Source organism: Streptococcus pseudopneumoniae, assembly GCF_001072375.1.
GTDB classification, from domain to species: domain Bacteria; phylum Bacillota; class Bacilli; order Lactobacillales; family Streptococcaceae; genus Streptococcus; species Streptococcus pseudopneumoniae_L.
In genome coordinates this window covers 1-23,571 of sequence record NZ_JVKV01000011.1, presented here as the reverse complement: position 1 = coordinate 23,571, position 23,571 = coordinate 1, and the positions used below count along the sequence as shown (strand labels likewise).

28 protein-coding genes are annotated in these 23,571 nt (G+C 38.9%); 24 read left to right on the top strand and 4 right to left on the bottom strand.

The annotated features are described in order from the left end of the window. The 6 genes from ADH31_RS00860 to ADH31_RS00835 form a co-directional block, all read left to right on the top strand. The coding region (locus ADH31_RS00860) for a DUF6892 domain-containing protein (RefSeq protein ID WP_239682027.1) at positions 1-712 on the top strand (712 nt) is incomplete at its 5' end. A gap of 89 nt (positions 713-801) precedes the next feature. Beyond that, entirely contained in the window at positions 802-1,605 is an 804-nt protein-coding gene (locus ADH31_RS00855; RefSeq protein WP_049508340.1) for an alpha/beta fold hydrolase, read from the top strand. A 110-nt stretch (positions 1,606-1,715) separates the two neighbouring features. Then, entirely contained in the window at positions 1,716-2,597 is an 882-nt protein-coding gene (locus ADH31_RS00850) for a DUF4300 family protein (RefSeq protein WP_049508338.1), read from the top strand. An 84-nt stretch (positions 2,598-2,681) separates the two neighbouring features. Then, positions 2,682-3,002, top strand: a complete 321-nt coding sequence (locus ADH31_RS00845; protein ID WP_049508336.1) for a hypothetical protein — start codon at positions 2,682-2,684, stop codon at positions 3,000-3,002. Between the two features lie 38 nt (positions 3,003-3,040). After that, positions 3,041-3,352: a hypothetical protein gene (locus ADH31_RS00840; protein ID WP_000351658.1), complete on the top strand. Its 312-nt coding sequence runs from the start codon at positions 3,041-3,043 to the stop codon at positions 3,350-3,352. A gap of 48 nt (positions 3,353-3,400) precedes the next feature. Further along, positions 3,401-4,207, top strand: coding sequence for a hypothetical protein (locus tag ADH31_RS00835; RefSeq protein WP_049508334.1), 807 nt, complete (start codon positions 3,401-3,403; stop codon positions 4,205-4,207). Between the two features lie 30 nt (positions 4,208-4,237). Here the strand turns inward: ADH31_RS00835 and ADH31_RS00830 are convergent, their stop codons facing one another. After that, a complete protein-coding gene (locus tag ADH31_RS00830; protein WP_049508333.1) occupies positions 4,238-5,257 on the bottom strand; it encodes a hypothetical protein in 1,020 nt (339 codons plus the stop codon). A gap of 118 nt (positions 5,258-5,375) precedes the next feature. Between ADH31_RS00830 and ADH31_RS00825 the strand changes: the two genes are divergently transcribed. From ADH31_RS00825 to aguB, 14 genes are all read left to right on the top strand, one after another. Further along, entirely contained in the window at positions 5,376-5,882 is a 507-nt protein-coding gene (locus tag ADH31_RS00825; RefSeq protein WP_049508331.1) for a YfbM family protein, read from the top strand. A gap of 32 nt (positions 5,883-5,914) precedes the next feature. Continuing rightward, positions 5,915-6,766 (top strand): CbrC family protein, encoded by an 852-nt coding sequence (locus tag ADH31_RS00820; protein WP_049508329.1) that lies wholly within the window; start codon positions 5,915-5,917, stop codon positions 6,764-6,766. Positions 6,767-6,784: 18 nt separating this feature from the next. Continuing rightward, positions 6,785-7,267 (top strand): hypothetical protein, encoded by a 483-nt coding sequence (locus ADH31_RS00815; RefSeq protein ID WP_193389763.1) that lies wholly within the window; start codon positions 6,785-6,787, stop codon positions 7,265-7,267. A gap of 17 nt (positions 7,268-7,284) precedes the next feature. Next, the gene (locus ADH31_RS00810; RefSeq protein WP_049508326.1) at positions 7,285-7,830 is read left to right on the top strand and encodes a hypothetical protein; all 546 of its coding nucleotides are present in this window, start codon (positions 7,285-7,287) and stop codon (positions 7,828-7,830) included. A gap of 19 nt (positions 7,831-7,849) precedes the next feature. Next, the gene (locus tag ADH31_RS00805) at positions 7,850-8,347 is read left to right on the top strand and encodes a hypothetical protein (protein WP_049508324.1); all 498 of its coding nucleotides are present in this window, start codon (positions 7,850-7,852) and stop codon (positions 8,345-8,347) included. A gap of 48 nt (positions 8,348-8,395) precedes the next feature. Beyond that, on the top strand, positions 8,396-9,190 hold the full coding sequence (locus tag ADH31_RS00800) for a DUF4261 domain-containing protein (protein WP_080980044.1): 795 nt from the start codon (positions 8,396-8,398) through the stop codon (positions 9,188-9,190). 43 nt (positions 9,191-9,233) lie between these two features. Next, positions 9,234-9,701 carry a hypothetical protein gene (locus ADH31_RS00795; protein ID WP_049508322.1) on the top strand — a complete coding sequence of 156 codons (468 nt, stop codon included), beginning with the start codon at positions 9,234-9,236 and terminating at the stop codon, positions 9,699-9,701. After that, positions 9,694-10,710, top strand: coding sequence for a hypothetical protein (locus tag ADH31_RS00790; protein WP_049508320.1), 1,017 nt, complete (start codon positions 9,694-9,696; stop codon positions 10,708-10,710). The genes ADH31_RS00795 and ADH31_RS00790 overlap by 8 nt, the downstream gene beginning before the upstream one ends. 598 nt (positions 10,711-11,308) lie before the next feature. Next, entirely contained in the window at positions 11,309-12,763 is a 1,455-nt protein-coding gene (locus ADH31_RS00785; RefSeq protein WP_049508318.1) for an aminotransferase class I/II-fold pyridoxal phosphate-dependent enzyme, read from the top strand. Next, a complete protein-coding gene (gene speE, locus ADH31_RS00780) occupies positions 12,764-13,624 on the top strand; it encodes a polyamine aminopropyltransferase (RefSeq protein ID WP_049504668.1) in 861 nt (286 codons plus the stop codon). Further along, positions 13,621-14,880, top strand: a complete 1,260-nt coding sequence (locus ADH31_RS00775) for a saccharopine dehydrogenase family protein (RefSeq protein WP_049508316.1) — start codon at positions 13,621-13,623, stop codon at positions 14,878-14,880. Before speE ends, ADH31_RS00775 begins: the two co-directional genes overlap by 4 nt. Then, positions 14,880-16,007, top strand: coding sequence for a carboxynorspermidine decarboxylase (nspC, locus tag ADH31_RS00770; protein WP_049508314.1), 1,128 nt, complete (start codon positions 14,880-14,882; stop codon positions 16,005-16,007). The genes ADH31_RS00775 and nspC overlap by 1 nt, the downstream gene beginning before the upstream one ends. Then, positions 16,004-17,089, top strand: a complete 1,086-nt coding sequence (aguA, locus tag ADH31_RS00765; RefSeq protein ID WP_049508312.1) for an agmatine deiminase — start codon at positions 16,004-16,006, stop codon at positions 17,087-17,089. The genes nspC and aguA overlap by 4 nt, the downstream gene beginning before the upstream one ends. Positions 17,090-17,098: 9 nt before the next feature. Next, positions 17,099-17,974, top strand: coding sequence for an N-carbamoylputrescine amidase (aguB, locus tag ADH31_RS00760; protein ID WP_049508310.1), 876 nt, complete (start codon positions 17,099-17,101; stop codon positions 17,972-17,974). Between the two features lie 31 nt (positions 17,975-18,005). On the opposite strand, the gene ADH31_RS00755 is transcribed toward aguB, so the two are convergent. From ADH31_RS00755 to ADH31_RS10290, 3 genes are read right to left on the bottom strand one after another with little or no spacing between them, the layout of a single operon-like run. Beyond that, positions 18,006-18,821: a TIGR03943 family putative permease subunit gene (locus ADH31_RS00755; protein WP_049508308.1), complete on the bottom strand. Its 816-nt coding sequence runs from the start codon at positions 18,819-18,821 to the stop codon at positions 18,006-18,008. Next, complete coding sequence (locus ADH31_RS00750) at positions 18,818-19,723, bottom strand: permease (RefSeq protein ID WP_049508306.1); 906 nt, start codon at positions 19,721-19,723, stop codon at positions 18,818-18,820. Before ADH31_RS00750 ends, ADH31_RS00755 begins: the two co-directional genes overlap by 4 nt. Then, complete coding sequence (locus tag ADH31_RS10290) at positions 19,724-19,855, bottom strand: SPJ_0845 family protein (RefSeq protein WP_000268695.1); 132 nt, start codon at positions 19,853-19,855, stop codon at positions 19,724-19,726. A 163-nt stretch (positions 19,856-20,018) separates the two neighbouring features. Between ADH31_RS10290 and ADH31_RS00740 the strand changes: the two genes are divergently transcribed. The 4 genes from ADH31_RS00740 to ADH31_RS00725 all read left to right on the top strand — a co-directional run. Further along, positions 20,019-22,148 (top strand): Tex family protein, encoded by a 2,130-nt coding sequence (locus ADH31_RS00740; protein WP_049508304.1) that lies wholly within the window; start codon positions 20,019-20,021, stop codon positions 22,146-22,148. Next, positions 22,135-22,584, top strand: coding sequence for a SprT family protein (locus tag ADH31_RS00735; protein WP_049508302.1), 450 nt, complete (start codon positions 22,135-22,137; stop codon positions 22,582-22,584). The genes ADH31_RS00740 and ADH31_RS00735 overlap by 14 nt, the downstream gene beginning before the upstream one ends. 59 nt (positions 22,585-22,643) lie before the next feature. Beyond that, on the top strand, positions 22,644-22,916 hold the full coding sequence (locus tag ADH31_RS00730) for a PspC domain-containing protein (RefSeq protein ID WP_049503317.1): 273 nt from the start codon (positions 22,644-22,646) through the stop codon (positions 22,914-22,916). Positions 22,917-23,257: 341 nt separating this feature from the next. Next, a partial coding sequence (locus tag ADH31_RS00725) for an ATP-binding cassette domain-containing protein (protein WP_049508300.1) occupies positions 23,258-23,571 on the top strand: 314 nt, incomplete at its 3' end.

Below are 23,571 nucleotides of genomic sequence, written 5' to 3'. Positions count from 1 at the left end.
ACATTTGATTTCTACTGTTTTCCTTTACTATGGCGATATTGTAAAATCTATGACTGGAGAGAAAGAATTGCCAAAGCAACCATGTCAAGCTGTGGTATTATCAGATGGAAAATCTCCTTATTTCTTTTCTGATAGGCATAGAGTAGGGGATTTTAACCTTATTTTATGGACTACTTATGGAAGAAATTTTAATGGAATTCCAGAGACCATCACAGACACACTTTCTATTTCCTATTTTCCAGAGATCAAACATGAACGGGAAAGCTACAAGTTAAAAGAAACTGACGAAGAATTGCTACACTTTGACAATATAAATTTTAAACTAACTATTATCCAAGTTCTGATGTATGATTTAGAGGTTTTGAAACCTGTTTTTAATATTTTTGACTTTGCAGAGGAATCCAGTGAGTTGAACATCGATACAGAAAGTATGGAGATTATTCAGCCGGCCCTTGAATATATGATGAATCTTCCTATACCTAAGAAATATGCCGAACAAGTCCAAGAAATCTACATGGATGGCGGAAATGAAATTTATCTGAATTTGATTCCTCAATGGGACGGTGAAGATGATGGTTTCGATCTAAATGAAGTTAGTCTTAAAGAACTGCAACAGTTTCCAAATCTGAAGCAAGCGACAATCATAAGCAGTAATTTTGAACATGTCAAAAAAACGTTCGACAAGCAAGGGGTTCAAGTGAAGGTATTATAATTGAAGCATTTATCTGAATAAATCATAAATGGATGGTATAAGTTCTTTAAGGATAAGGGCTAAAAATGAAAGAAATCTGGTGATAGATAATGAACATTCTTGATCTTAATTCTAATCAGAAAGAGACGATATTGTTAATCCACCCTATGTTATCTTCTGCTCAAGGGATGAAGTCCCTCATTGCAGATCGGATGGGGCAAGGGTTTAGATATATTATTCCGGATTTGTCCGCGCATGGGCGATCAACTTCGGATACTTACGAGTCAGCTCTTAAGGAAAGTCAGATGATCTACGATTATCTAATGGATCATCATATAAAATACTTGCGTTTAGCCTTTGGCGCATCCTTGGGTGGAGTTGTGTTACTGCAATTGTTGAATTACAAGGACATCAAGTTTGAGAAACTTGTTTTTGAAGGGGTTAGTTTATGGACAAATGCGCCCTTGCTTGATGTCTTTACTAGGTATTTATTGTTAATAAAGCATAGAAAAGCCTTGCGAAATAGAAATATAGCTGTTCATAAGATGGTTGCACTTTATGGAGAAAAAGGAGAGATGATGGCGGATTCTTTCATTGCTATGGATGAAGAAAGTATCAGACATATTTCCCGTGATTGTGCATTTGTGGCTTTGCCTAATCTTACGCCAGAGGAACAAAAAAGCTGTGTTTTCTTTTATGGTTCAAAAGAATTCGACTTGATAGCTGCTAAAAAAGTTCTTCCAAAAAAGTATCCTCATGCCACATTTCACATTTGGCAAGGATATGACCACTGTCGCAAGATCACTGAAAATTCGGCAGTTTACTCTAAGACCCTGCGAGATGAAATGTTAACTAATGCTACAGTATTAGAACCCACAAAAAAGACCTATATGGAAGACCATAGAAATGAGTGAAAATAGATTGATGCAAGATCCTGTATGACCTTAACTTTATCTAAAATCTGCTAAAATAGTTGCTCGCCAAAAGTGCTTGCAACTCCAAACATATTTAGAAAGATAAATTGATGAAAAAAAACAATCGACTGATAAAAATTGTCCTTTGCTCAACACTTCTTTTGACCTTAGTGGCTTGTAATCAAGCTCAAAAGTCGAGTGATGGAACTACTGAAACTTCAGTAACTCAAACACAGTCTGCTCAAGTTTCTTGGAAGGCTAGCTATACCAATATGAACAGTCAACCAAGTGCAGAAGAAGTTCGGAAAGCCTTGGCTGCGTATTTGGATAAAGACAGTGTGGATGCATTTGTCAATCTTGTCAATGATTACAATGAAACTGTCGGTTCAGCAGGCTTAACTGGAGATTTTTCTACATTTACCAAAACAGACTATGATGTTGAAAAGATAAGCAATCTTTGGGCACCGAAGAAAGGTGATTTTGTTGGTACCAACTGTCGTATTAACAGTTATTGTTTATTGAAAAATTCTATCGAAATTCCGAAGTTAGAGAAAGATGATTCCCTTTTGTTTGTCGATAATGATGCCATTGATAAGGGAAAAGTTTTTGGTGCGGAAGACAAGGATGCTTTTGATACTTTATTTTCAAGAGTCAAGACCGAGGCAACGACAGATGTCAATGTTCATGCTGCAAAGATGGAACAATTCCTTTCTCAATTCAAGTTTAATGAAAATGCAAGAATGCTCTCTGTAGTAGTCCATGATGACTTGGATGGTCAATCGCTCTTTATTGGTCATGTCGGAATACTTGTGCCAAGCGAGGACGGTTATCTCTTTGTCGAAAAACTGACCTTTGAAGAGCCTTATCAAGCCATCAAATTTGCAACCAAGGAGGATTGCTACAAATACCTAGATACAAAATACGAAAACTATACAGGAGAAGGTCTAGCGAAGCCCTTTATTATGGATAATGATAAGTGGGTTCAACTCTAAAAATAGGATGATTTGCCTAAAGAGTAGGGTAAGAAGTTACCAACCGAATGATAGTTAAATTGAAATGATTAGAGGACAGCAAGCATGGATGAATATACATTAAGAGTTGTAAAAATTGATAAAGAAGCTATTTTTGAGTTGATCTACGAGACTTTTATAGCGCAAGAGCAAGAACTGTTGGACCTGACTCCAGTAGATGTTATCAATGATTGTGCTATGGATTGGGAAAAGGGAGAGTTTATCTTTGCAGCACATCTTCAGGAAAATAGTCTGGGAGAATTTAATCCTCTTCCCAAAGATATTGATATCCAAGAGTTGCTGAAAAAACTACCTGTTACAACAGATTCCGTTCTTGGGCAAGAGAGGATTTATAGAGATTTTTCATTCGACCAATTAAAAAAATAGTATACTAGTAGTAAATAAAATAGTTATAAGGAGACACAATGGATATCAAAGATTTTACAGAAAAAGAACAAGAGATGATTAAAAAGGGCCTAACTTTCTCTAAGCTGAACGATAAGGAAACTGCCGATAAGATTATCGCCTTAATTCCTCAAGATATGATTAAACGGATTCCATTTTTTGTTAGAAAACATGCCATTACACGTACTGTTAAGAGAATCTCGCTCGAGTATCCAGAGTTGTATGCCGTAGCTGAACAAGAAGGCCAACTTCCTGAAAAGGAAGCTCAAGAATTGCGACAAATTCTTACAGATATTTTCCAAGAGAAAATGAACAAGCATAAGATTAAATAAGTTTTGAGTATTATCAATAAGATGTCGATTGAACATTAGGAGTTGAGAATGGCTATTGATGGCGTTAAAATCATTGACAGTGATCAAGGGTATGACATTTACAATGAGGTAGTTGGTCGCTATAGAGACGGTGATCATGTGGCCAATATTATCAAGGATATCCTCGGTGCGGAGAAAGATTACTGCCAAACTGACTTTTTTACAGAAATATATTGGACTGCTCTTGCCTATTCACTGTGGAAGATTGGTCACCTGACAGACGATATCAGAGATAAAACCTTAGAGCTTATCAAAAAAGGGGCTAATCCATTTTGGATGGAAATAGATCCAAAGGCTTTGAAGCAAAGGCAAAAGGTCTTGGATAAACTTGCTCTCCAGCTGCAAACTAAAAATCCTAGGCCTCTAAAGGTCCCTAAAGCCAAAACTAAACGCAAACCCTATTTTGAAGAAGGGGATCTCCTTGCTGTTAAGTTCCAAGATGAGTATGGTCTTGTCTTTGTATCTCTGGTTGATCAGAGTCCTAGAAAGCTTGAGTACCATCTGGCTTGCACGCGCCTCTTACAAACAAAAAAGCCCACCATCGATGATTTTTTGACCAGTCAAATCTCCTGTAAGATGGACAATACAAAGTTTGCTCTCGTTACAGACTGCTGGTTCAATCACAAAGATTTAGGGCAATTATTAGAAAATATTGAAAAAATTGGACAGGTGAAACTTAGACCTTTTAGTCTTTGGATGCTAGCACCTGCCCAAAATTTAGAAGATATTTATGAAGAAATCACAAGAGATAAAGGTTCCTATGGCCTTAGATTCATCGAAACCTATAAACTTGTCGACGATATTTTTTCAGTTTAATGCTTATGTAATAAAGGGGGTAATGGTTAATCATTCCCACATGCTGTGTTGGGCTCTAACACCATAGCTATCTAGGGAACCATCTGAATTGAACTTGGATTCAATCCGGTATCTTTTCCATAGGTCGTAATCTGCTGTTTGGATGGTTAGGATAAAGTTGGCATCGGTATCAGAGACATTATAATCAGCAGGATTGACTTCAAAGATATCGATTAATTTTCGTGTTTGAAAGTCTTGGAGTTTTAGATTGGCTAGCTTGACATGATTGATGGAAATTTCTTCTAGTTGTTTGTTATCCTTAGGTGTTCTGTAGTAGGTGACGACACAGTTTTTGAGTTGATCAGTATCTCTTCCCGTAGGAGTAAGGCTCATAAAGCCATAGGATTGTTCATCCCGCTTGACTTCAAGAAGCTGACCGTAGTAGAAGTGGTCATTTTTGGGGTTGGTGATTGGACTATCTGCACCTTTATCTTCGAAGGTGAATCCATGCTCTAAAAGCTCGGAAGCCTGGGTCTCCCCGATAATGACAGTGGTATCTTGAATGGTTACTGGAACAGGTTGAGCTGGAAGGCCACTCATCATCGTGCAAAACATAAAAACATAACTCGTTAAAAAAACTGTACCGATAAAAGCATTGGTTGATGCATAGACATGACTGTTATGAAAGTTTTTTCTTATAGCTAGTACAACAAATTTTCCAAGACTTTTTAAAATCATACTAACAAGTACGATGAAAAATTGTTTTTTCAAACATTCATAAACTGCTTGCGGGAAGCTATTGCCATGATAGTAGAATCCAGCCAATGTGAGTAGATTTACGATTAAATAGATCAGCAAGAACCAATGAATCTCTTTAAGGGCATTAGCATCAGTAATTTCTTCATAGTCAACGTGAATTCTACCTTGAATGGCATGGCCGAGTTTATAGATCCATTTTGGGACATCTTTCCCTTGTCTGACTGCAACTACGAGTCTGATATAGAGATAGATGGTAAAGGATAAGGATAGAAAGAAAAGAGCATAAAAGCCCAAAACAATACTAGTGAACATGACTATTTCCCCTATTTAACCTACAATAAAACAATTTCTTAGCTCCATTATAGCATTTTCTAGGGAAATAGAGCTAAAAACATCCGTATGATACTAACTGATTCAAAGGAGTAAAATCATGGGAATGATTGCCAATTATCAATATTTGTCGGACGATAAATTAAAACAAATAAAGCTACTTTCTAATGAGAAAGAAGACTTGCTTAACCTAGCGGAAGATTATGCAGAAGAATATGAAATTTTTCTGGATATCGACAAAATGTGGGATGTCTTAGTTTTTGTAATGACAGGATTTAGTAGTTCAGAATTTTTGGATGACAATCCCTTGAGAGAAGCTGTTTTAGGGGTGACTCCTCTAGAGGATGTATCTGAATATATCGCCTATACTGAAAAAAACAAGATAGCCGAGATTGTAGAAGCTTTAGAAAGTTTTGACATGGACATCGCTATGACTGACTTTAGTATGGAAGCCTGTAAGAAGGCCGACTTGTATCCTAATATTTGGGATTATCTTGAGGAAGAGGAAGAAATCAAGGATGACATTTTAACCTGCTTTGTCAAAATGAAAGAGTTTTACAAAAAGATTTTGGAGCTTAATGGAAATGTCCTAGTTACTATTTGTTAAGATTTTATGTCATCCATTAGGAAGGTAGTCCCATGAATCCATTTCTAGAAAAATACATTACATTAAAAAAACAATACTTAGACCAAGATGGGCATCCTTCAAGTGTTGCAGCTCTTTATGATTTTGCTGATGAATTAGCTGAGTCAGATGATTTAGAAGCGAAGAAAGTCTTAGTTGACCTCTATGAACAATTGGGTCTCTACACTAGTGCCTATAGCTTATTTACCGAAATCTTAGACAAACCTGATCGAAAACAGATAAAGAAACTGAGATGTTTACAAGAAATGAGTCAGAGTCATGGCGATCGTTTTGCCCTTCATCGTCCCCTAACAAAAGAAGAGAAGAAGCAAAGACAGGACTTGTTAAAAGATTTACCACATTTTATCTATCATCCAGATCCCTTGGCTACAGGTTCATTTGTTGAAGGAGAAGCCAAGCTTTGTCCATCTTGTGGGAAAGAAAGCAATGTTTATTATGCTCTTATACCTTATAGTATCGAAGATATAGAATACCTTTGCCCAATGTGCATTGCAAACGGTCAAGCAGCTAAAAAATTTGATGCGGAATTTATCCAAGATGCCGACTGGCAGGGTGAATTGGATCCAGAAAAGAATCAGCTGCTTTTTTGTCAGACCCCAGGCTACTCTAGTTGGCAGGGTGAATATTGGTTATCTTGCTGTCAAGATTACTGCGCTTACTTAGGTACAGTTGGAACTCGAGAATTGAAAGATATGGGAATCGCTGAGCAAGTCTTGGCAGACTATGAAGCGCGTGAAGAATATCAAGAGGTAGAAGACTACTTGGTCAAAGACGGGCCTATCTGTGGTTATTTGTTTAGATGTCTACATTGTCAAAAATACCAGATCTGGGTTGATGCAGATTAAACCGGAATGTGATTAGCTATGAAAATTAAAGAGAAGACTATGGAAGAACTAGAATTATTCGAAGCTGCCTCCAAAGATTTATTTGATACTATGCAGGGATTTAAAGACAATCTATCTGTTCAATTTCCCCTATTAGATAGTGATAACTGGCAGTATGATAAGGGATCAATAAAAGTTTGTAAGGCTGATGAGTCAGGATTCAAAAAAAGATGTAGGGTCGGAATCAGCTACAACTTGAAAGTCTCCCTATTAAACGAAGATGCCGAGCAAATCTGGTTACTGTTTAAAGACTGGTTCAATGCTAGCAGATTGGGTCAAGTTGAAAGAAATCCTAATAATGAGGATTTGGGAAGATATGTCTTCTCAGCAAGATCCCCTCTAGGTGATCAGGTAGATTGTTCGATTTATTTGCCTAATGAGTGGAATATCCCTCAGATTAGCTTTTCAGGCTATCTAACAGCTCGTTATAGGGCTTGTGATCTTGATAAATTGCAAGAATAAGATGGAGGTTTTTAGAGATGAGAAAAATTGATTGGGACAAGATAAAGACTCGCTTAGATGCCTTGCTGGTCATTGATGAGTATCTAACAGATCCGAGTGAGGATTGGCTCAGACTCGTGATTAAGACTGAGGAAGGCTATGGAGTCCGATATCTTATTGACAATGGCTCTGGTGATTCTTTAGATGTGATTTTGACTGATAAAATGATCCTTATAAAAGGCTTTGATCATGAAAGTAGTTTAAGCCAGTTTGCTGCTGATGAGTGGAATCAAGATATCATCGATAGTTTTTATAAAGGACTGGATGAAAAGTATGTCTCACTTTATTCAGAAGAACAAAAAGATGAAACAACCTTCTTTATCTGGTATGACGGTCACGCGCATCAACAGACTTACCAAGATCAGGATGGTGGAGAATGGTTGCTTTCTTACCTTTTTGATAACTTTGAGAGATTTCATGAGTTTGTGACTGACTATTATGAAATTACAGTTGATGAAGACTTACTGAGAAAACTCTACAAGGAAGGATTTCTTTCAGAAATAGAATTAGAGCAATTAATCTAGGAGAGTTAAGAGAGTAATCATGAGAGTGAACTATAAAAATACCCCTGAAAACTATCGAGCTATGGTGCAAATAATCATCCCACCCTTGCTTGATTTACTCAAAAGTTTAACCTTGTTAGAAGAGGAAATTTTTGAGCGTAACAGAGCACTGGATAAGGAAAAAGAAGGCCTTGGCATCCCAGCAAATCAAATTCATCCAAAGTGGAATGAACTTATGGATGACTATTTTCAGAGGCAAATGCAACTTCTAACTGGACGAGTGACTCAAAATTACTTGGAAGGAGGAGTTCGAATTTCTTATAGCTCCCCAAGTGAGTATAACTATGTTAAAACGAATGATTTTTCTATAGATTTTATCATGACAAAAGCTGAAGAAGCAAGAGTCATCACTCATTATCAAGAAGCTTTAGAAATGAAGCATCAGTTTGTACTTAGATTGGTGGATGGAAATTGGCTACTTGATGAGAAATTTTACGGTTTTGAGGATGAGGAAACTTGGTATGGCGACTTACTTTGAGTAAGAGAGCTTTGCTTTCCAACGGATATGAGAAAAAGGAGAAGTCCTGTGAATTTTTTAAAAAATCTATTTACTAGTAAGAAAGAAAAGTCAGAGAAGAAAAAACAACTGAACTTGTCCATGCCTCTCTTCAAAGGCCAGCAAGCCTATTCTTTAGACCAGGTTGTTCAGGAATTGAAATCTCACTGGGGGCTTGAAATTTCTGAAGTTTCTGGGGATGATTCTAGTGCAACCTTTGTGATTGATGGTGCTCTCGTTGCGCTGGCTTTATTGGATTTGCCTATCCCAAGTCAAGAATTTGAAAAATTGTATGCCTATTCTTACCTCTGGCAGGATGTTGAGAAGGATACACAGGAGCACACACAGCATGCTATTGTTTCTATTTTGTCTGACAATCTTTCGCCAGTAGAAACCTATTCCCTATTAACTAAAGTCAATGCCTCTATCCTAAAAACTAGTCAATCAGCTATTGGTATTTATCAGGGTTCTACCACCTTGCTCTTGCCAAAAGATCTTTATCTAGACCTGGCTGACCTTTTGAAAGAAGAAATGCTTCCCCTTCAACTCTGGATTTATATGGGAATTATCAACCAGGGAGATAAAACTAGTATTTACACTTATGGTTTGAAAGAGTTTGGAAAAACTGAGATTGAAATTATCGAGTCTCCTATGAATAGCGATGACTTATATTATTTCCTCCTGTCTATTCTTCAGTATGTTTTAGGCAGTGATGTCACCATAAAGGACGGTGAAACCATTGGCTTTTCAGAAGATCAAAAAATCAAAATCACTGAGTCAAAAGCTGTCTTTCTAGAAGGTAATTCCTTAAAATTAGAAGTTTAGAAGATGATTTTCGATTGATTTCTCCACCTAGAATAAGGTTTTTATGAAGCATGATATAAAGAAGTATTATCTCTACCGATTTCTGGTCTATAGATTTGAAAAACTCTCTTGTAAGAATGCAAGTCTAAAAAAAATAAAGCCAGAGAAGAGAGAAAAAATTGTTCTAGAGGCTACTCGAACTAGTCAAAAGATTATTCTAGTTCTTGGAATTCTCTACATCCTTTTAAATTCAGCCCTCTTCATTTACCTAAGGATAAGTGATTTTCACCCACCTTTATTTACTTGGTTTACTGACTACATCGACTATTTGGGTGGACTGATAAACGGAGAATGGGGCGGTAGTTGGCGTCAAAAGAAAGCTAGTTTTTTGATGATTGCTATTTTGGCTATGCCTATTGTGGTCATAGAAGGCGGCCCCTTCTTCTTACTAGTTTTATTAGTTGGGAATTGGGAATTAAAGAGAAAGATAAGATTTGAGAGAGAACATAAAGGAGTAAAGAACCATGGGTAGAACGGTGATTATAGGTACTTTAATAGTTTTTGCAATCTTTAATCTGCTACTCGGTCTAGGCTTTTATCTCTTTCTAAAAAAGAGGAAAGAGAATGGGCAGTCATTGTACGAAACTCCTGTAAATCAACAAACTCGAACAGAAAAACTGGGTCTAGGCGAGATTTTGGTCTACCTGTCCCTGATTGCAATCGCAGGGATGTTTGCTTTTCAGACTTTAAATAGAGGTGGTGTTGGGAATTCTATTTTAGCCAAAATGATCCTCCTCCCAGCTATAATGGCTCTTTTCAATGCAAGAAAAAGGACTGGAAAGTCATTACTTGCCCTCCTTATAACCTTGATGGTCTTTCTAGTAGGAGTCATGTTTCATCTCACGATTGGTTTCCCACCTCAAGCACCGATTTTGAAAATTAATGAAAGTAAAATCACGTTAGCAGAAACAAAAGCAAGTGATCTGACGGAAGCTGGATTTGATATCTATGTAAGACAAGGTGATGGTGCTAGCGACTACGAAGACCTCCTGGCAGATGGCAATTTCCAAAAGTATGCAGGTAATAAAACAGTCACTATCGAAAAAGGATTCAGACTTGATAGCAATGCTGTTCCTTACGCCCCCTATCTCCTGGCAAAAGATGGCATAGTACTGGGCAGTATTTCCTTATACGGTGCTGAGGACCAGAATGTGGCTTTAGAAGATTCTAAGATTATTCAGGTTCGATTTAACAAGGAAAGTATTGAGGCAGCTAAAAAACATTCTATCACACTCAAATTAGATGAACTTGACTTGACTACTCGACTGGATGTTTCTCTTGTTCAAGAAACTTTTAAAAAGCATCTATGGTCAATTCCCCCATCACATACAAGTGATGTCACTCAATTGTGGTATGGATTAAAGTGGTCCAGCAACAGTGACTCTCTATTTTGGAATGAATATTATAGTCTCATCCGCCTAGACGAAAATTATTTGATGACTGATTTTGAGCTAGCTGTTCAAGTAGCACGAGATGACTAGATAGGATTTTGAATAGTTGATTATGCTTATGATTCATTAAAGAAACTAATCTATTTAGTTTCTTTTTTTGTTTTTTGATTTAAATTTAAAACGATTTCCATTTTTAAGTTAAATAAATTTCACGAACGAAAAAATGAATTTATTTAAAAAAGTTTCTAAAAATACTTTACAAGAATACGAAAACATGATATAGTAATGAAGCTTAGAAAATGAGATGATGTTTTCTAGCAAATATAAACCCGAGTAAAAAATGCCTACGGACAGGCAGGGTTGAATGCCGAAGCGTGGTTGAAAAGCCACATTATTGATAGGGTTAAAAGCCTACTTTTATAAGTTGATGTTAGGACACTTGTCCTAATTCGTATAGATTTGTTAGTGTGGTGAAAGCACACGTCATCTTGTGAAACGATCAATAAAGTACGTAATATTTGCTACTAGAGAGTTAGGAAACATCAGGAACAGACATACTCAAAAGAAACAAACATAAAAACGTCAGTAGATTGTAGAGCAGGTGCCAACCTGCTCTTTTTTCATAAGAATCCTTTAGCACCTTACATTGTTAAGGTGTAAAACTATGGTAAAGGAGTATGTCTCTATAATGTTAAATCAAAACCAAGCCCCTATTTATGAGGGACTGGTCAAGTTACGAAAGAAAAGAATTGTACCGTTTGATGTACCTGGTCACAAGCGTGGCCGTGGTAACCCAGAGTTGGTCGAATTGTTAGGGGAAAAATGTGTAGGTATAGATGTTAACTCTATGAAGCCTTTGGATAATCTGGGACATCCTATTTCAATTATCAGAGAAGCTGAGGAACTAGCTGCAGAAGCTTTTGGTGCAGCTCATGCCTTTTTAATGATCGGTGGAACAACATCATCAGTACAAACCATGATTCTCTCCACTTGTAAAGCGGGAGATAAGATCATCCTCCCTCGAAATGTCCATAAATCAGCCATCAATGCTCTAGTTTTATGTGGCGCTATTCCCATCTATATCGAAATGAGTGTGGATCCAAAAATCGGTATTGCTTTGGGGCTTGAAAATGAGCGTGTAGCACAAGCTATTCAGGAACATCCAGATGCCAAGGCTATCCTAATAAACAATCCAACCTACTATGGAATTTGTTCAGACCTTAAGGGGCTAACAGAGATGGCTCACGCTGCAGGAATGAAAGTCTTAGTAGATGAGGCGCACGGTGCCCATCTGCATTTTACAGATAAACTTCCTCTATCTGCTATGGATGCAGGAGCAGATATGTCAGCTGTATCCATGCATAAGTCTGGTGGCAGCTTGACTCAAAGTTCGCTCCTTCTCGTTGGTAATCAGATGAACCCTGAGTATGTCCGCCAGATCATTAATCTCACCCAGTCAACATCAGCATCTTACTTGCTGATGTCGAGTCTTGATGTTTCACGTCGAAACTTAGCCCTTCGTGGTAAAGAGTCCTTTGAAAAAGTCATTGAGCTATCCGAGTACGCTCGTCGTGAAATCAATGCTATCGGTGGCTACTATGCCTACTCAAAAGAGCTAGTAGACGGTGTGTCTGTCTGTGATTTTGATGTGACTAAGTTGTCAGTCTACACTCAGGGAATCGGTCTAACAGGTATTGAAGTTTATGATCTCTTACGGGATGAATATGACATTCAGATTGAGTTTGGCGATATTGGGAATATCTTGGCCTACATTTCGATTGGTGACCGTATCCAAGACATTGAACGCTTGGTCGGTGCTCTAGCTGATATCAAGAGACTCTACTCGAGAGATGGGAAAGACTTGATTGCTGGAGAATATATCCAGCCTGAGTTAGTGCTTTCTCCTCAGGAAGCCTTCTACTCAGAGAGAAGAAGTTTAACCCTGGACGAGTCTGTTGGCCAGGTCTGTGGTGAATTCGTCATGTGCTATCCTCCAGGTATTCCAATCCTAGCGCCAGGTGAACGGATTACACGAGAAATTGTTGATTATATCCAATTTGCCAAAGAACGTGGTTGTTCCCTCCAAGGAACGGAAGATCCAGAGGTCAATCACATCAATGTTATTGAGAGAAAGGAGAACTAAATGGATTTATGGTTTTCTGAAGTTCATACTCCAGATGTGAAATTATCCCTGAGAACAGCCAAACAACTCTACGCTGGTAAAAGTGAATGGCAGGATATCGAAGTTTTAGACACACCAGCTTTTGGAAAGATTTTGATTTTAAATGGGCATGTCTTGTTTTCAGATGCAGATGATTTTGTATACAACGAAATGACTGTCCACGTTCCCATGGCTGTCCATCCCAATCCAAAGAAAGTCTTGGTTATCGGGGGTGGCGACGGTGGTGTTGCCCAAGTATTAACGCTTTATCCTGAATTGGAACAAATCGATATTGTGGAACCAGATGAGATGCTGGTTGAGGTTTGTCGAGAATACTTCCCAGATTTTGCTGCAGGACTTGATGATCCTCGCGTTACCATTTACTACCAAAATGGACTGAGATTTTTGAGAAACTGTGAAGATGATTACGACATCATCATCAACGATGCGACAGATCCATTTGGCCATACGGAAGGGCTCTTTACCAAGGAATTTTACGGCAATAGCTATAGAGCCTTGAAAGAAGACGGAATCATGATTTATCAGCATGGTAGTCCTTTCTTTGACGAAGATGAGTCAGCATGCCGCAGCATGCACCGTAAGGTCAATCAAGCCTTTCCAATCAGTCGGGTTTATCAGGCGCATATTCCAACCAGTCCTGCTGGCTATTGGTTATTTGGGTTTGCATCGAAAAAATATCACCCTGTCAAAGATTTTGATAAGGAAGGCTGGAAAAAACGCCAGCTTTTCACAGAATACTACACTGCAAACTTGCATATTGGTGCCTTTATGTTGCCTAAGTATGTAGAAGACATTTTAGAAGAAGAGGAAGGAAAAAAATGAGTCGTTTATTAGTTATCGGATGTGGGGGCGTTGCCCAAGTTGCTATTTCAAAGATTTGCCAAGATAGCGAAACCTTTACAGAGATTATGATTGCTAGCCGTACCAAGTCAAAATGTGATGACTTGAAAGCTAAATTAGAGGGCAAGACAAGTACTAAAATTGAAACAGCTGCTCTTGATGCTGATAAGGTAGAAGAAGTGATTGCCTTGATTGAAAGCTACAAGCCAGAAGCCGTTTTGAACGTAGCTTTACCATACCAAGATTTGACTATTATGGACGCTTGTTTGGCGACAGGAGTCCACTATATCGACACAGCCAACTATGAGGCTGAGGATACAGAAGACCCAGAATGGCGTGCGATTTATGAGAAACGCTGCAAAGAGCTTGGATTTACGGCTTATTTTGACTATTCATGGCAATGGGCTTACCAAGAAAAATTCAAAGAAGCAGGCTTGACCGCTCTTCTTGGTTCTGGATTTGACCCAGGAGTAACCAGCGTCTTTTCAGCATACGCCCTCAAGCATTACTTTGATAAAATCCACTATATCGACATTTTAGACTGTAATGGTGGGGACCACGGATATCCTTTTGCGACCAACTTCAACCCAGAAATCAACCTCCGTGAGGTTTCTGCACCAGGTTCTTACTGGGAAGATGGGAAATGGGTAGAAGTCGAAGCCATGTCTATCAAACGTGAGTATGATTTTCCTCAAGTTGGACAAAAAGACATGTATCTCCTTCATCACGAAGAAATTGAATCACTGGCTAAAAACATCCCAGGAGTTAAACGTATTCGTTTCTTCATGACTTTTGGCCAATCTTATCTAACGCACATGAAATGCTTGGAAAACGTCGGGCTTCTTCGTACAGATGCTATTAATTTTAACGGACAAGAAATTGTTCCTATCCAATTCTTGAAAGCCTTGCTTCCAGATCCTGCAAGCCTTGGTCCACGCACAGTTGGTAAAACCAATATCGGCTGTATCTTTACAGGTGTCAAAGATGGCGTTGAAAAGACAATCTACATCTACAATGTTTGTGATCATCAGGAATGCTACGCAGAAGTTGGTTCACAAGCCATTTCTTATACAACGGGTGTTCCGGCCATGATTGGGACAAAATTAGTGATGGATGGCACTTGGAGACAACCTGGAGTGTATAATCTTGAAGAGTTGGATCCAGATCCATTCATGGAAGCTTTGAATAAATATGGCTTGCCATGGGTTGTGGTTGAAAATCCACAAATGGTGGACTAATGAAGTTAGAACAAGTACCAACACCTTCTTATATCATTGACTTAGGAAAACTAGAAGAGAATTGTCGCATTCTACAAGAAGTTCAAGAAAAAGCAGGTTGCAAGGTTTTACTGGCTCAAAAGGCTTATTCCCTCTATAAAACCTATCCTTTGATTAGCCAGTATCTTTCTGGTACAACGGCTAGTGGTCTCTATGAAGCTAGGTTAGCTAGAGAAGAGTTCCCAGGGGAAGTCCATGTTTTCGCGCCTGCTTTTAAAGAAGCAGATATGGAAGAGTTGCTTCAAATATCTGATCACATTGTTTTTAATTCGGAGAGACAACTACGAAAATACGGTCAAATTTGTCGTGAGGCTGGTATCAGTGTAGGTCTACGCCTCAATCCTCAGTGTTCTACTCAGGGAGATCACGCGCTCTATGACCCTTGTGCTCCTGGATCCCGTTTTGGAGTTACTCTAGATAAGATACCGAGTGATTTGCTGGACTTGGTGGACGGACTTCATTTCCACACTCTTTGTGAGCAAGGGGCAGATGATTTAGCGACAACTTTAAAAGCAGTAGAAGACCAGTTTGGACCTTATTTGCATGAGGTCAAATGGCTCAATATGGGCGGTGGACATCACATTACCCGAGCCGACTATGATGTGGACTTGCTGATTTCTGAGATTAAGCGAATTCGAGAAACCTATAATCTTGACGTCTATATTGAACCAGGAGAAGCGATTGCTCTTAATGCTGGTTATTTAGCTACTGAAGTCTTAGACATCGTTGAAAATGGGATTGAGACCTTAGTGCTAGACGCTTCAGCAAGCTGCCATATGCCTGATGTCCTTGAAATGCCTTATCGCCCACCATTGAGAGATGGTTTTGAAGCGCAAGAAAAACCTTATACTTATAGACTTTCTTCCAATACCTGTCTAACAGGTGATATCATTGGGGACTACAGCTTTGAAAAACCGATTGAAATCGGTGATCGCCTCTATTTTGAAGACATGGCAATCTACTCATTTGTTAAAAATAATACCTTTAACGGCATTGGACTTCCAAGTTTGTATCTCATGGATAAAGAGGGTGTGTGCAGTCTAGTCAAAGCATTTGGCTATCAAGACTTTAAGGAGAGATTATCATGATGGACAGCCCAAAGAAATTAGGTTATCGTATGCCTGCAGAGTATGAACCCCATCATGGGACTCTCATGATATGGCCTACTCGACCAGGGTCTTGGCCTTTTCAAGGAAAGGCTGCAAAAAAAGCTTTTAGCCAGATTATCAAAACTATTGCTCAGGGGGAAACAGTCTACCTTTTGGTTGAGGAGGACTATATATCTGAAGCGCAATCCTATCTAGGAGACCAAGTTGTTTATTTAGATATTCCGACAAATGATGCCTGGGCTCGTGATACAGGTCCGACCATTCTTCTTAATGATAAAAGGGAAAAATTGGCAGTAGACTGGTCTTTCAATGCCTGGGGTGGTGCTGTTGATGGTCTCTACCAAGACTACGAAGCAGATGACCAAGTAGCTGGTCGTTTTGCAGAAGTCTTAGATATACCTGTTTATGATGCCAAACCTTTTGTACTGGAAGGCGGAGCTATTCATAGTGACGGTCAAGGAACCATACTTGTGACTGAAAGTTGTTTGCTCAGTCCGGGTCGTAATCCTCACCTGACTAAAGAGGAGATTGAAAAGACCTTACTAGAGAGTCTTGGTGCCGAAAAGGTCATTTGGTTGCCTTATGGTATTTATCAAGATGAGACAAATGAACACGTCGATAATGTTGCAGCCTTTGTTGGTCCTGCAGAGCTTGTTTTAGCTTGGACGGACGACAAAAGTGATCCCCAGTATGCCATGTCTGCAGCTGATTTAGCTCTCTTAGAGAAGGAAACTGATGCAAAAGGCCGGAGTTTCACTATTCATAAACTTCCAATCCCAGCTCTTCATCAAGTAGTTACAGAGGAGGATTTGCCGGGCTTTACCTATGAAGAAGGTGAAGAGGAGCGCTATGCCGGGGAACGTTTAGCAGCTTCCTATGTAAATTTTTACATTGCTAATAAGTCTGTATTAGTGCCGCAATTTCAGGATGCTAACGACCAAGTGGCCTTGAATATTCTGAGCCAGTGTTTCCCAGCCCGTGATGTTGTCGGAATTCCTGCAAGAGATATTCTTTTAGGTGGTGGAAATATCCACTGTATTACCCAACAAATTCCAGAATAGGAGAAAAAGATGAGAAATGTAACGGTTGCAGCCATTCAGATGCAATGCGCTAAGGATGTGGAAACCAATATCCAAACCGCAGAGCGTTTAGTACGTCAGGCTGCAGAACAAGGCGCACAAATTATTCTCTTGCCCGAGTTGTTTGAACGTCCCTATTTCTGTCAGGAACGTCAGTATGACTACTACCAGTATGCCCAGTCTGTGTCTGAAAATACAGCTATTCAGCATTTCAAAGGAATTGCCAAAGAGCTAAAGGTCGTTTTACCGATCAGTTTCTATGAAAAAGATGGCAATGTCTTATACAATTCGATTGCTGTCATTGATGCAGATGGAGAAGTACTAGGCGTTTATCGAAAAACACACATACCAGATGACCATTATTATCAAGAAAAGTTCTATTTTACTCCTGGAAACACAGGCTTCAAAGTTTGGGATACTCGCTATGCCAAGATTGGTATTGGCATCTGTTGGGATCAGTGGTTTCCTGAAACAGCCCGTTGCCTTGCTCTAAATGGTGCAGAATTGCTCTTTTATCCAACTGCCATCGGTTCAGAGCCTATTTTGGATACAGATAGTTGTGGTCATTGGCAACGTACTATGCAAGGGCATGCAGCAGCAAATATTGTGCCAGTTATTGCTGCCAATCGTTATGGCTTGGAAGAAGTACAACCTTGCGAGGAAAACGGGGGCCAAAGTTCTAGTCTTAATTTCTACGGTTCATCCTTTATGACCGATGAAACAGGAGCTATCTTGACTCAAGCAGATAGACAAGCTGAAGCAATTTTGTTGACTACCTATGACCTCGACAAAGGAGCAAATGAACGCCTAAACTGGGGCTTGTTTAGAGATAGAAGACCTGACATGTATAAAGATATTGTGAGATGAAAATAAAAAGTAGCCCACTTAGGCTACTTTTTTAAAATTCTTTGTAAACATAAGGATTCTCTGGTTTATCGACTTTTACGAAAGATTGAACTTCAATAGTAGGGAGAACTTGGTTAAGTTCCTTGTGATAGTGGTTACTAATCTTACCTTTGACTTTTACCCAGGTGTTATTTTCGTAATGATTGGTATTTCCTGTAGTCAATAGCCCAAAAACACCTGAATCAGCGATACAGTGCATGATACCAAAGCGAAAGACAAATTGACTTTTAGCGTGATTCGGATCGTTGTAGACAAAGCCTGTGAACTCGATTTCCTTGCCTTCAAATTCATTTGGATAATCATAAATAGCTTCCATGACTTCCAAGTAATTCTCATCGGTGATAACAATACTAGATTGAGCTAAGTACTTATCAGCACTCTTACGGACAGTGTCTACATAAGCTGTGTGTGAATAAAACCTACTGGTATCCGGCTTAAGATACTGACTGCTCGTTCCTTCGCTTGCTTGGATTGCCTTGTCCGTTCCTTCTGACAGAGGAAAATAATATCCTTTTGCCGATACTGTTTGCGAATCTAGCTCGACAGTTGGAAATGTAAATCCAACTAACAAAGGTAAACTTAGGAGGACAAAACTAGCAAGCTTGGCAGAAAACTTATGTAAGTGACTGTGTTCTTTCAAACGCTTGAAGCAAATATAGGCTTGAACGATGGCTAGTAGCAAAGATAAAAACATAGTGATATAAGTCAGATAAGAGTAGTGGAGGTTTAGATATTGATTGAGCTTACCAGATAGGTGTAGATAAAGGGTTAAGAAAAAATAACTAATCAAAATAAGAAATCGCATCATAGCATCACCCCGACTAGATAAGAATAGACAAGAACAACAAGAGTCACAATGGTCATGAACTGCCAAATAAAGCGAGTTTTAAGATAATTCTTCATCATGAGTAGGTTTTTGACATCAAGCATTGGTCCAATAACCAGAAAGGCAAGGACTGGCGCAAATCCGAAACTAGAGAGCAACGAAGAGCCAATAAAGGCATCCGCTTCACTACAAAGTGATAGAAGGAAGGATAAGACCATCAAGAGAACGATTGCAAGTAGAGGTGTTGCGCTGATAGAAGTCAGGATCCGAGTTGGTACATAGACTTGGACTATGCTAGCAAAAATACAGCCAAAAACCAAGTAACGTCCCATATCAAAGAATTCATCAATAGCTTGGATAAAGACCTGAAGAAGTTTCTGACCTTTGGTCAAGTGAGAAAAATCATGTTCATGACAAGCTAGCCTATTTTCCTTTTGAATCGATCCTTCCCAGAAAAATCCAAGTAAGATACCCAATATAGTAGCAACAAGAATCGAACCTAAAGCGCGGAGTAAGACCATTTTAAATGAATTACCAAAGGCTGAATAGGTCGCAAAGAGTACGATAGGATTGATGATAGGAGCGGTTACTAGAAAGGGAACAGCTGTATAGCTTGGAACCTTCTTCTCTAAGAAACGATTAATGATAGGAACAATTCCACACTCACAAGAGGGAAAGAGAAACCCTATGAAGGTACCAAAAAAGATCCTCCCCAAACGATTTTTAGGGAGAAATCTATATACTTTTTCAGGAGTCACATAGACTTCAATAGCACCTGAGATAATACTACCAATTAAGACAAATGGTAGGGCTTCAATGATGATTGATAAAAAGATAGCGCCAGCTTGTAACACACTAAAAGGTAGACTTTGAAAGAGTGTCATCTATTTTTTCTTTTCTGCTTTATCTTTCTTTTCTTTGTCATCTGGAAATGTCACTTGCTTCAAATCAGGGAGTTTAGCGAATTCTTCGAACATCTTGTCTAAGTCATCAGTTTTTGTAAATTTAACAGCCATTGGGCATACCTCAATTCTTATCGTTTCCTCTATTATACTATTATTTCAGCCAAAAGGTTTAATTTTAAATTGTTAAGACCAATGAATTTTAATCTTCAACAAATACCAAGCTAACTGTGACATTAATGAAAACAAGCTTTCTTCCTTATGGTATAATAGTTCTATGGATAAAAAATATGAAAAAATTTCCCAAGATTTGGGTGTAACCTTAAAGCAAATTGATACGGTTTTGTCTTTGACAGCAGAAGGAGCGACCATTCCCTTTATCGCTCGTTATCGTAAAGATATGACCGGAAGTCTAGATGAGGTGGCTATCAAAGCTATTATCGACCTTGATAAAAGTCTAACCAACCTCAATGATCGTAAGGAAGCGGTCTTAGCTAAGATTCAAGAACAAGGAAAGTTGACCAAGGAATTGGAAGAAGCTATCCTATCAGCTGAAAAACTAGCAGATGTGGAAGAACTCTATCTTCCTTATAAGGAAAAACGTCGTACAAAGGCAACCATTGCCCGTGAAGCTGGACTCTTCCCACTTGCTCGCTTGATTTTACAAAATGTTCCTCATTTAGAAGTTGAAGCAGAAAAATTTGTCTGTGAAGGTTTTTCTAGTGGCAAAGAAGCCTTGGCTGGGGCAGTAGATATCTTGGTTGAGGCGCTTTCAGAGGATCCTACACTTCGTGCTATTGCTTATCGCGAAGTCCTTGAAAATTCTAAAATCACTTCTCAACTGAAAGACGAAACTCTTGATGAAAAGCAGGTTTTTCAGATTTATTACGATTTCTCAGAAACAGTTGCAAACATGCAGGGCTATCGTACGCTTGCCCTTAATCGTGGTGAGAAGCTAGGTGTCTTGAAGGTCGGTTTTGAACATGCGACGGACCGTATTCTTGCCTTCTTTGCTGCTCGTTTCAAAGTTAAGAACGCCTATATTGACGAAGTTATTCAGCAATCTGTTAAGAAAAAAGTATTGCCAGCTATTGAGCGCCGTATCCGAACAGAATTAACTGAGAAGGCAGAAGAAGGAGCCATTCAACTATTTTCTGATAATCTGCGTAATCTACTCTTGGTAGCACCTCTTAAAGGGCGCGTGGTTCTTGGATTTGACCCTGCCTTTCGTACAGGTGCCAAGCTTGCGGTCGTTGATGCGACTGGGAAAATGTTGACGACACAAGTCATTTATCCAGTTAAACCAGCTTCAGCTCGTCAGATTGAGGAAGCTAAGCGCGATTTGGCAGATTTGATTGGCCAATACGGTGTTGAAATCATCGCTATCGGTAATGGTACTGCCAGTCGTGAAAGTGAAGCTTTTGTAGCTGAAGTGCTTAAGGATTTTTCAGAGGTCAGCTATGTCATTGTTAATGAGAGCGGTGCATCTGTCTACTCTGCTAGTGAACTTGCCCGTCAGGAGTTTCCAGAGTTAACTGTTGAAAAACGTTCTGCTATTTCAATAGCTCGTCGTTTGCAAGATCCCCTTGCTGAATTGGTTAAAATTGATCCCAAATCGATCGGTGTCGGTCAATATCAGCACGATGTTAGTCAAAAGAAACTATCTGAAAGTCTAGACTTTGTTGTTGATACAGTAGTGAACCAAGTCGGTGTCAATATCAATACAGCTAGTCCAGCCTTGCTTTCTCATGTCGCAGGGCTTAACAAAACTATTTCAGAAAATATCGTGAAGTATCGTGAAGAAGAAGGTAAAATCACTTCACGCGCCCAAATCAAGAAAGTCCCTCGCCTAGGTGCTAAGGCCTTTGAGCAGGCTGCTGGTTTCCTTCGTATCCCTGAAAGTAGCAATATTCTTGACAATACAGGAGTTCACCCAGAAAACTATGCTGCAGTCAAGGAACTCTTCAAACGTTTGGACATTAAAGACCTAAATGAAGAAGCGCAAGCAAAACTCAAATCTGTTTCAATCAAAGAAATGGCTCAAGAGCTAGACCTTGGTCAAGAAACACTTAAAGATATTATCGCAGACCTTCTCAAACCAGGTCGTGATTTCCGTGATTCCTTTGATGCTCCAGTCCTTCGTCAGGATGTCTTAGATATAAAAGACTTAAAAGTCGGACAGAAGCTTGAAGGTGTCGTTCGTAACGTCGTTGACTTCGGTGCCTTTGTTGATATCGGTATCCATGAGGATGGTCTCATTCATATTTCTCACATGAGTAAGAAATTTATCAAACATCCAAGTCAAGTAGTATCGGTCGGCGATTTGGTAACCGTTTGGGTTAAAAAAATCGATGCTGACCGCGAAAAAGTGAATCTGTCGCTTCTTGCACCTAATGAATCTAACTGATTACGTTAAACAGGTTTCTATAGAAGATTTTGGAAAACCTTTCAAACACCAAGCTCAATGGAATACTCGTCTACGGTCGACAGGTGGACGTTTTTTCCCTAAGGATGGTCATTTGGATTTTAATCCAAAAGTCTATCAAGAACTTGGTATAGAGGTTTTTTGTAAAATTGTTCGTCATGAGCTCTGCCATTACCATCTTTACTTTGAAGGCAAGGGCTATCAGCATAAAGATTTAGCCTTTAAGCAACTTTTAAAAGAGGTCGATGGTCTCCGCTTTGTTCCTCCCTTATCAAGTGCCAATCAAAATCCAAGCTTAGTCTATACTTGTCAGACTTGTCAGCAAATCTATCAAAGAAAGCGAAAAATCGATACCAAGCGTTATCGTTGTGGTCTCTGTCGTGGAAAGCTCCTCTTGTTAAATCGGCCTAAGGACTGATGTAGCAAATCTAGCTTAGTGCTATACTAAGATTAAGAAATCCGAAAGAGGAATAAATTATGAATACAAAATTTTATAAAATGAGAAGAAATCGCATGATATCAGGTGTTCTTGCAGGTCTATCTGATAAGTGGAATCTTGATGTAACCCTAGTTCGTTTCCTTTTTGCAATCTTTACAATCGCAAATTTTGGACTCGGGATTATTATCTACATTATCCTAGCTTCGATTCTACCAACAAAAGAAGATATCGAAGCTGAAATGTATGGAACAGGCCCACGCAAGATTAAAGAAGCCCAACCTATCAATGATGACGAAGGTTGGTTTTGGTAACCATATTACCATTCATTTGAAGTATTAAACCCTTGTAGTATCAAGGGTTTTTCTTTTGCTTAAAATTTTGTGGTAAACTAATAGTAGTTCATATCAAAAAAATAATCCAATCTTACAAAAATGTAAGATTAAAGGCCTCTTTTGTAAGGTTATGTTATGGAACCAACTCTTTTTTTAGAGTACACTTATATCAGAAAGATAAAGTAGCAAAACTATGAAAAATATTTTACAAAAGGAACAAACAAGTAAAGCAAGTCCAAAAGAGATCGAGCGAGTTCAGCTCGGTTGCGCTATAATGCAGGCTCAGTTTCAATTAATGGGATATTAAAAAGGAGATTATCATGACATTATTAGATGTAAGACACGTTCAAAAGATTTATAAAACACGTTTCCAAGGCAACCAAGTAGAAGCCCTGAAAGATATTCATTTTACTGTAGAAAAAGGCGACTATGTTGCCATCATGGGTGAGTCTGGTTCTGGGAAATCAACTCTCCTCAATATTCTCGCCATGCTTGACAAACCAACTCGTGGTCAGGTTTTCCTAAACGGAACAGACACAGCTACCATTAAAAATACTGAAGCATCAAGCTTCCGTCGTGAAAAGTTAGGTTTTGTCTTCCAAGACTTCAATTTGTTAGATACGCTTTCTGTTAA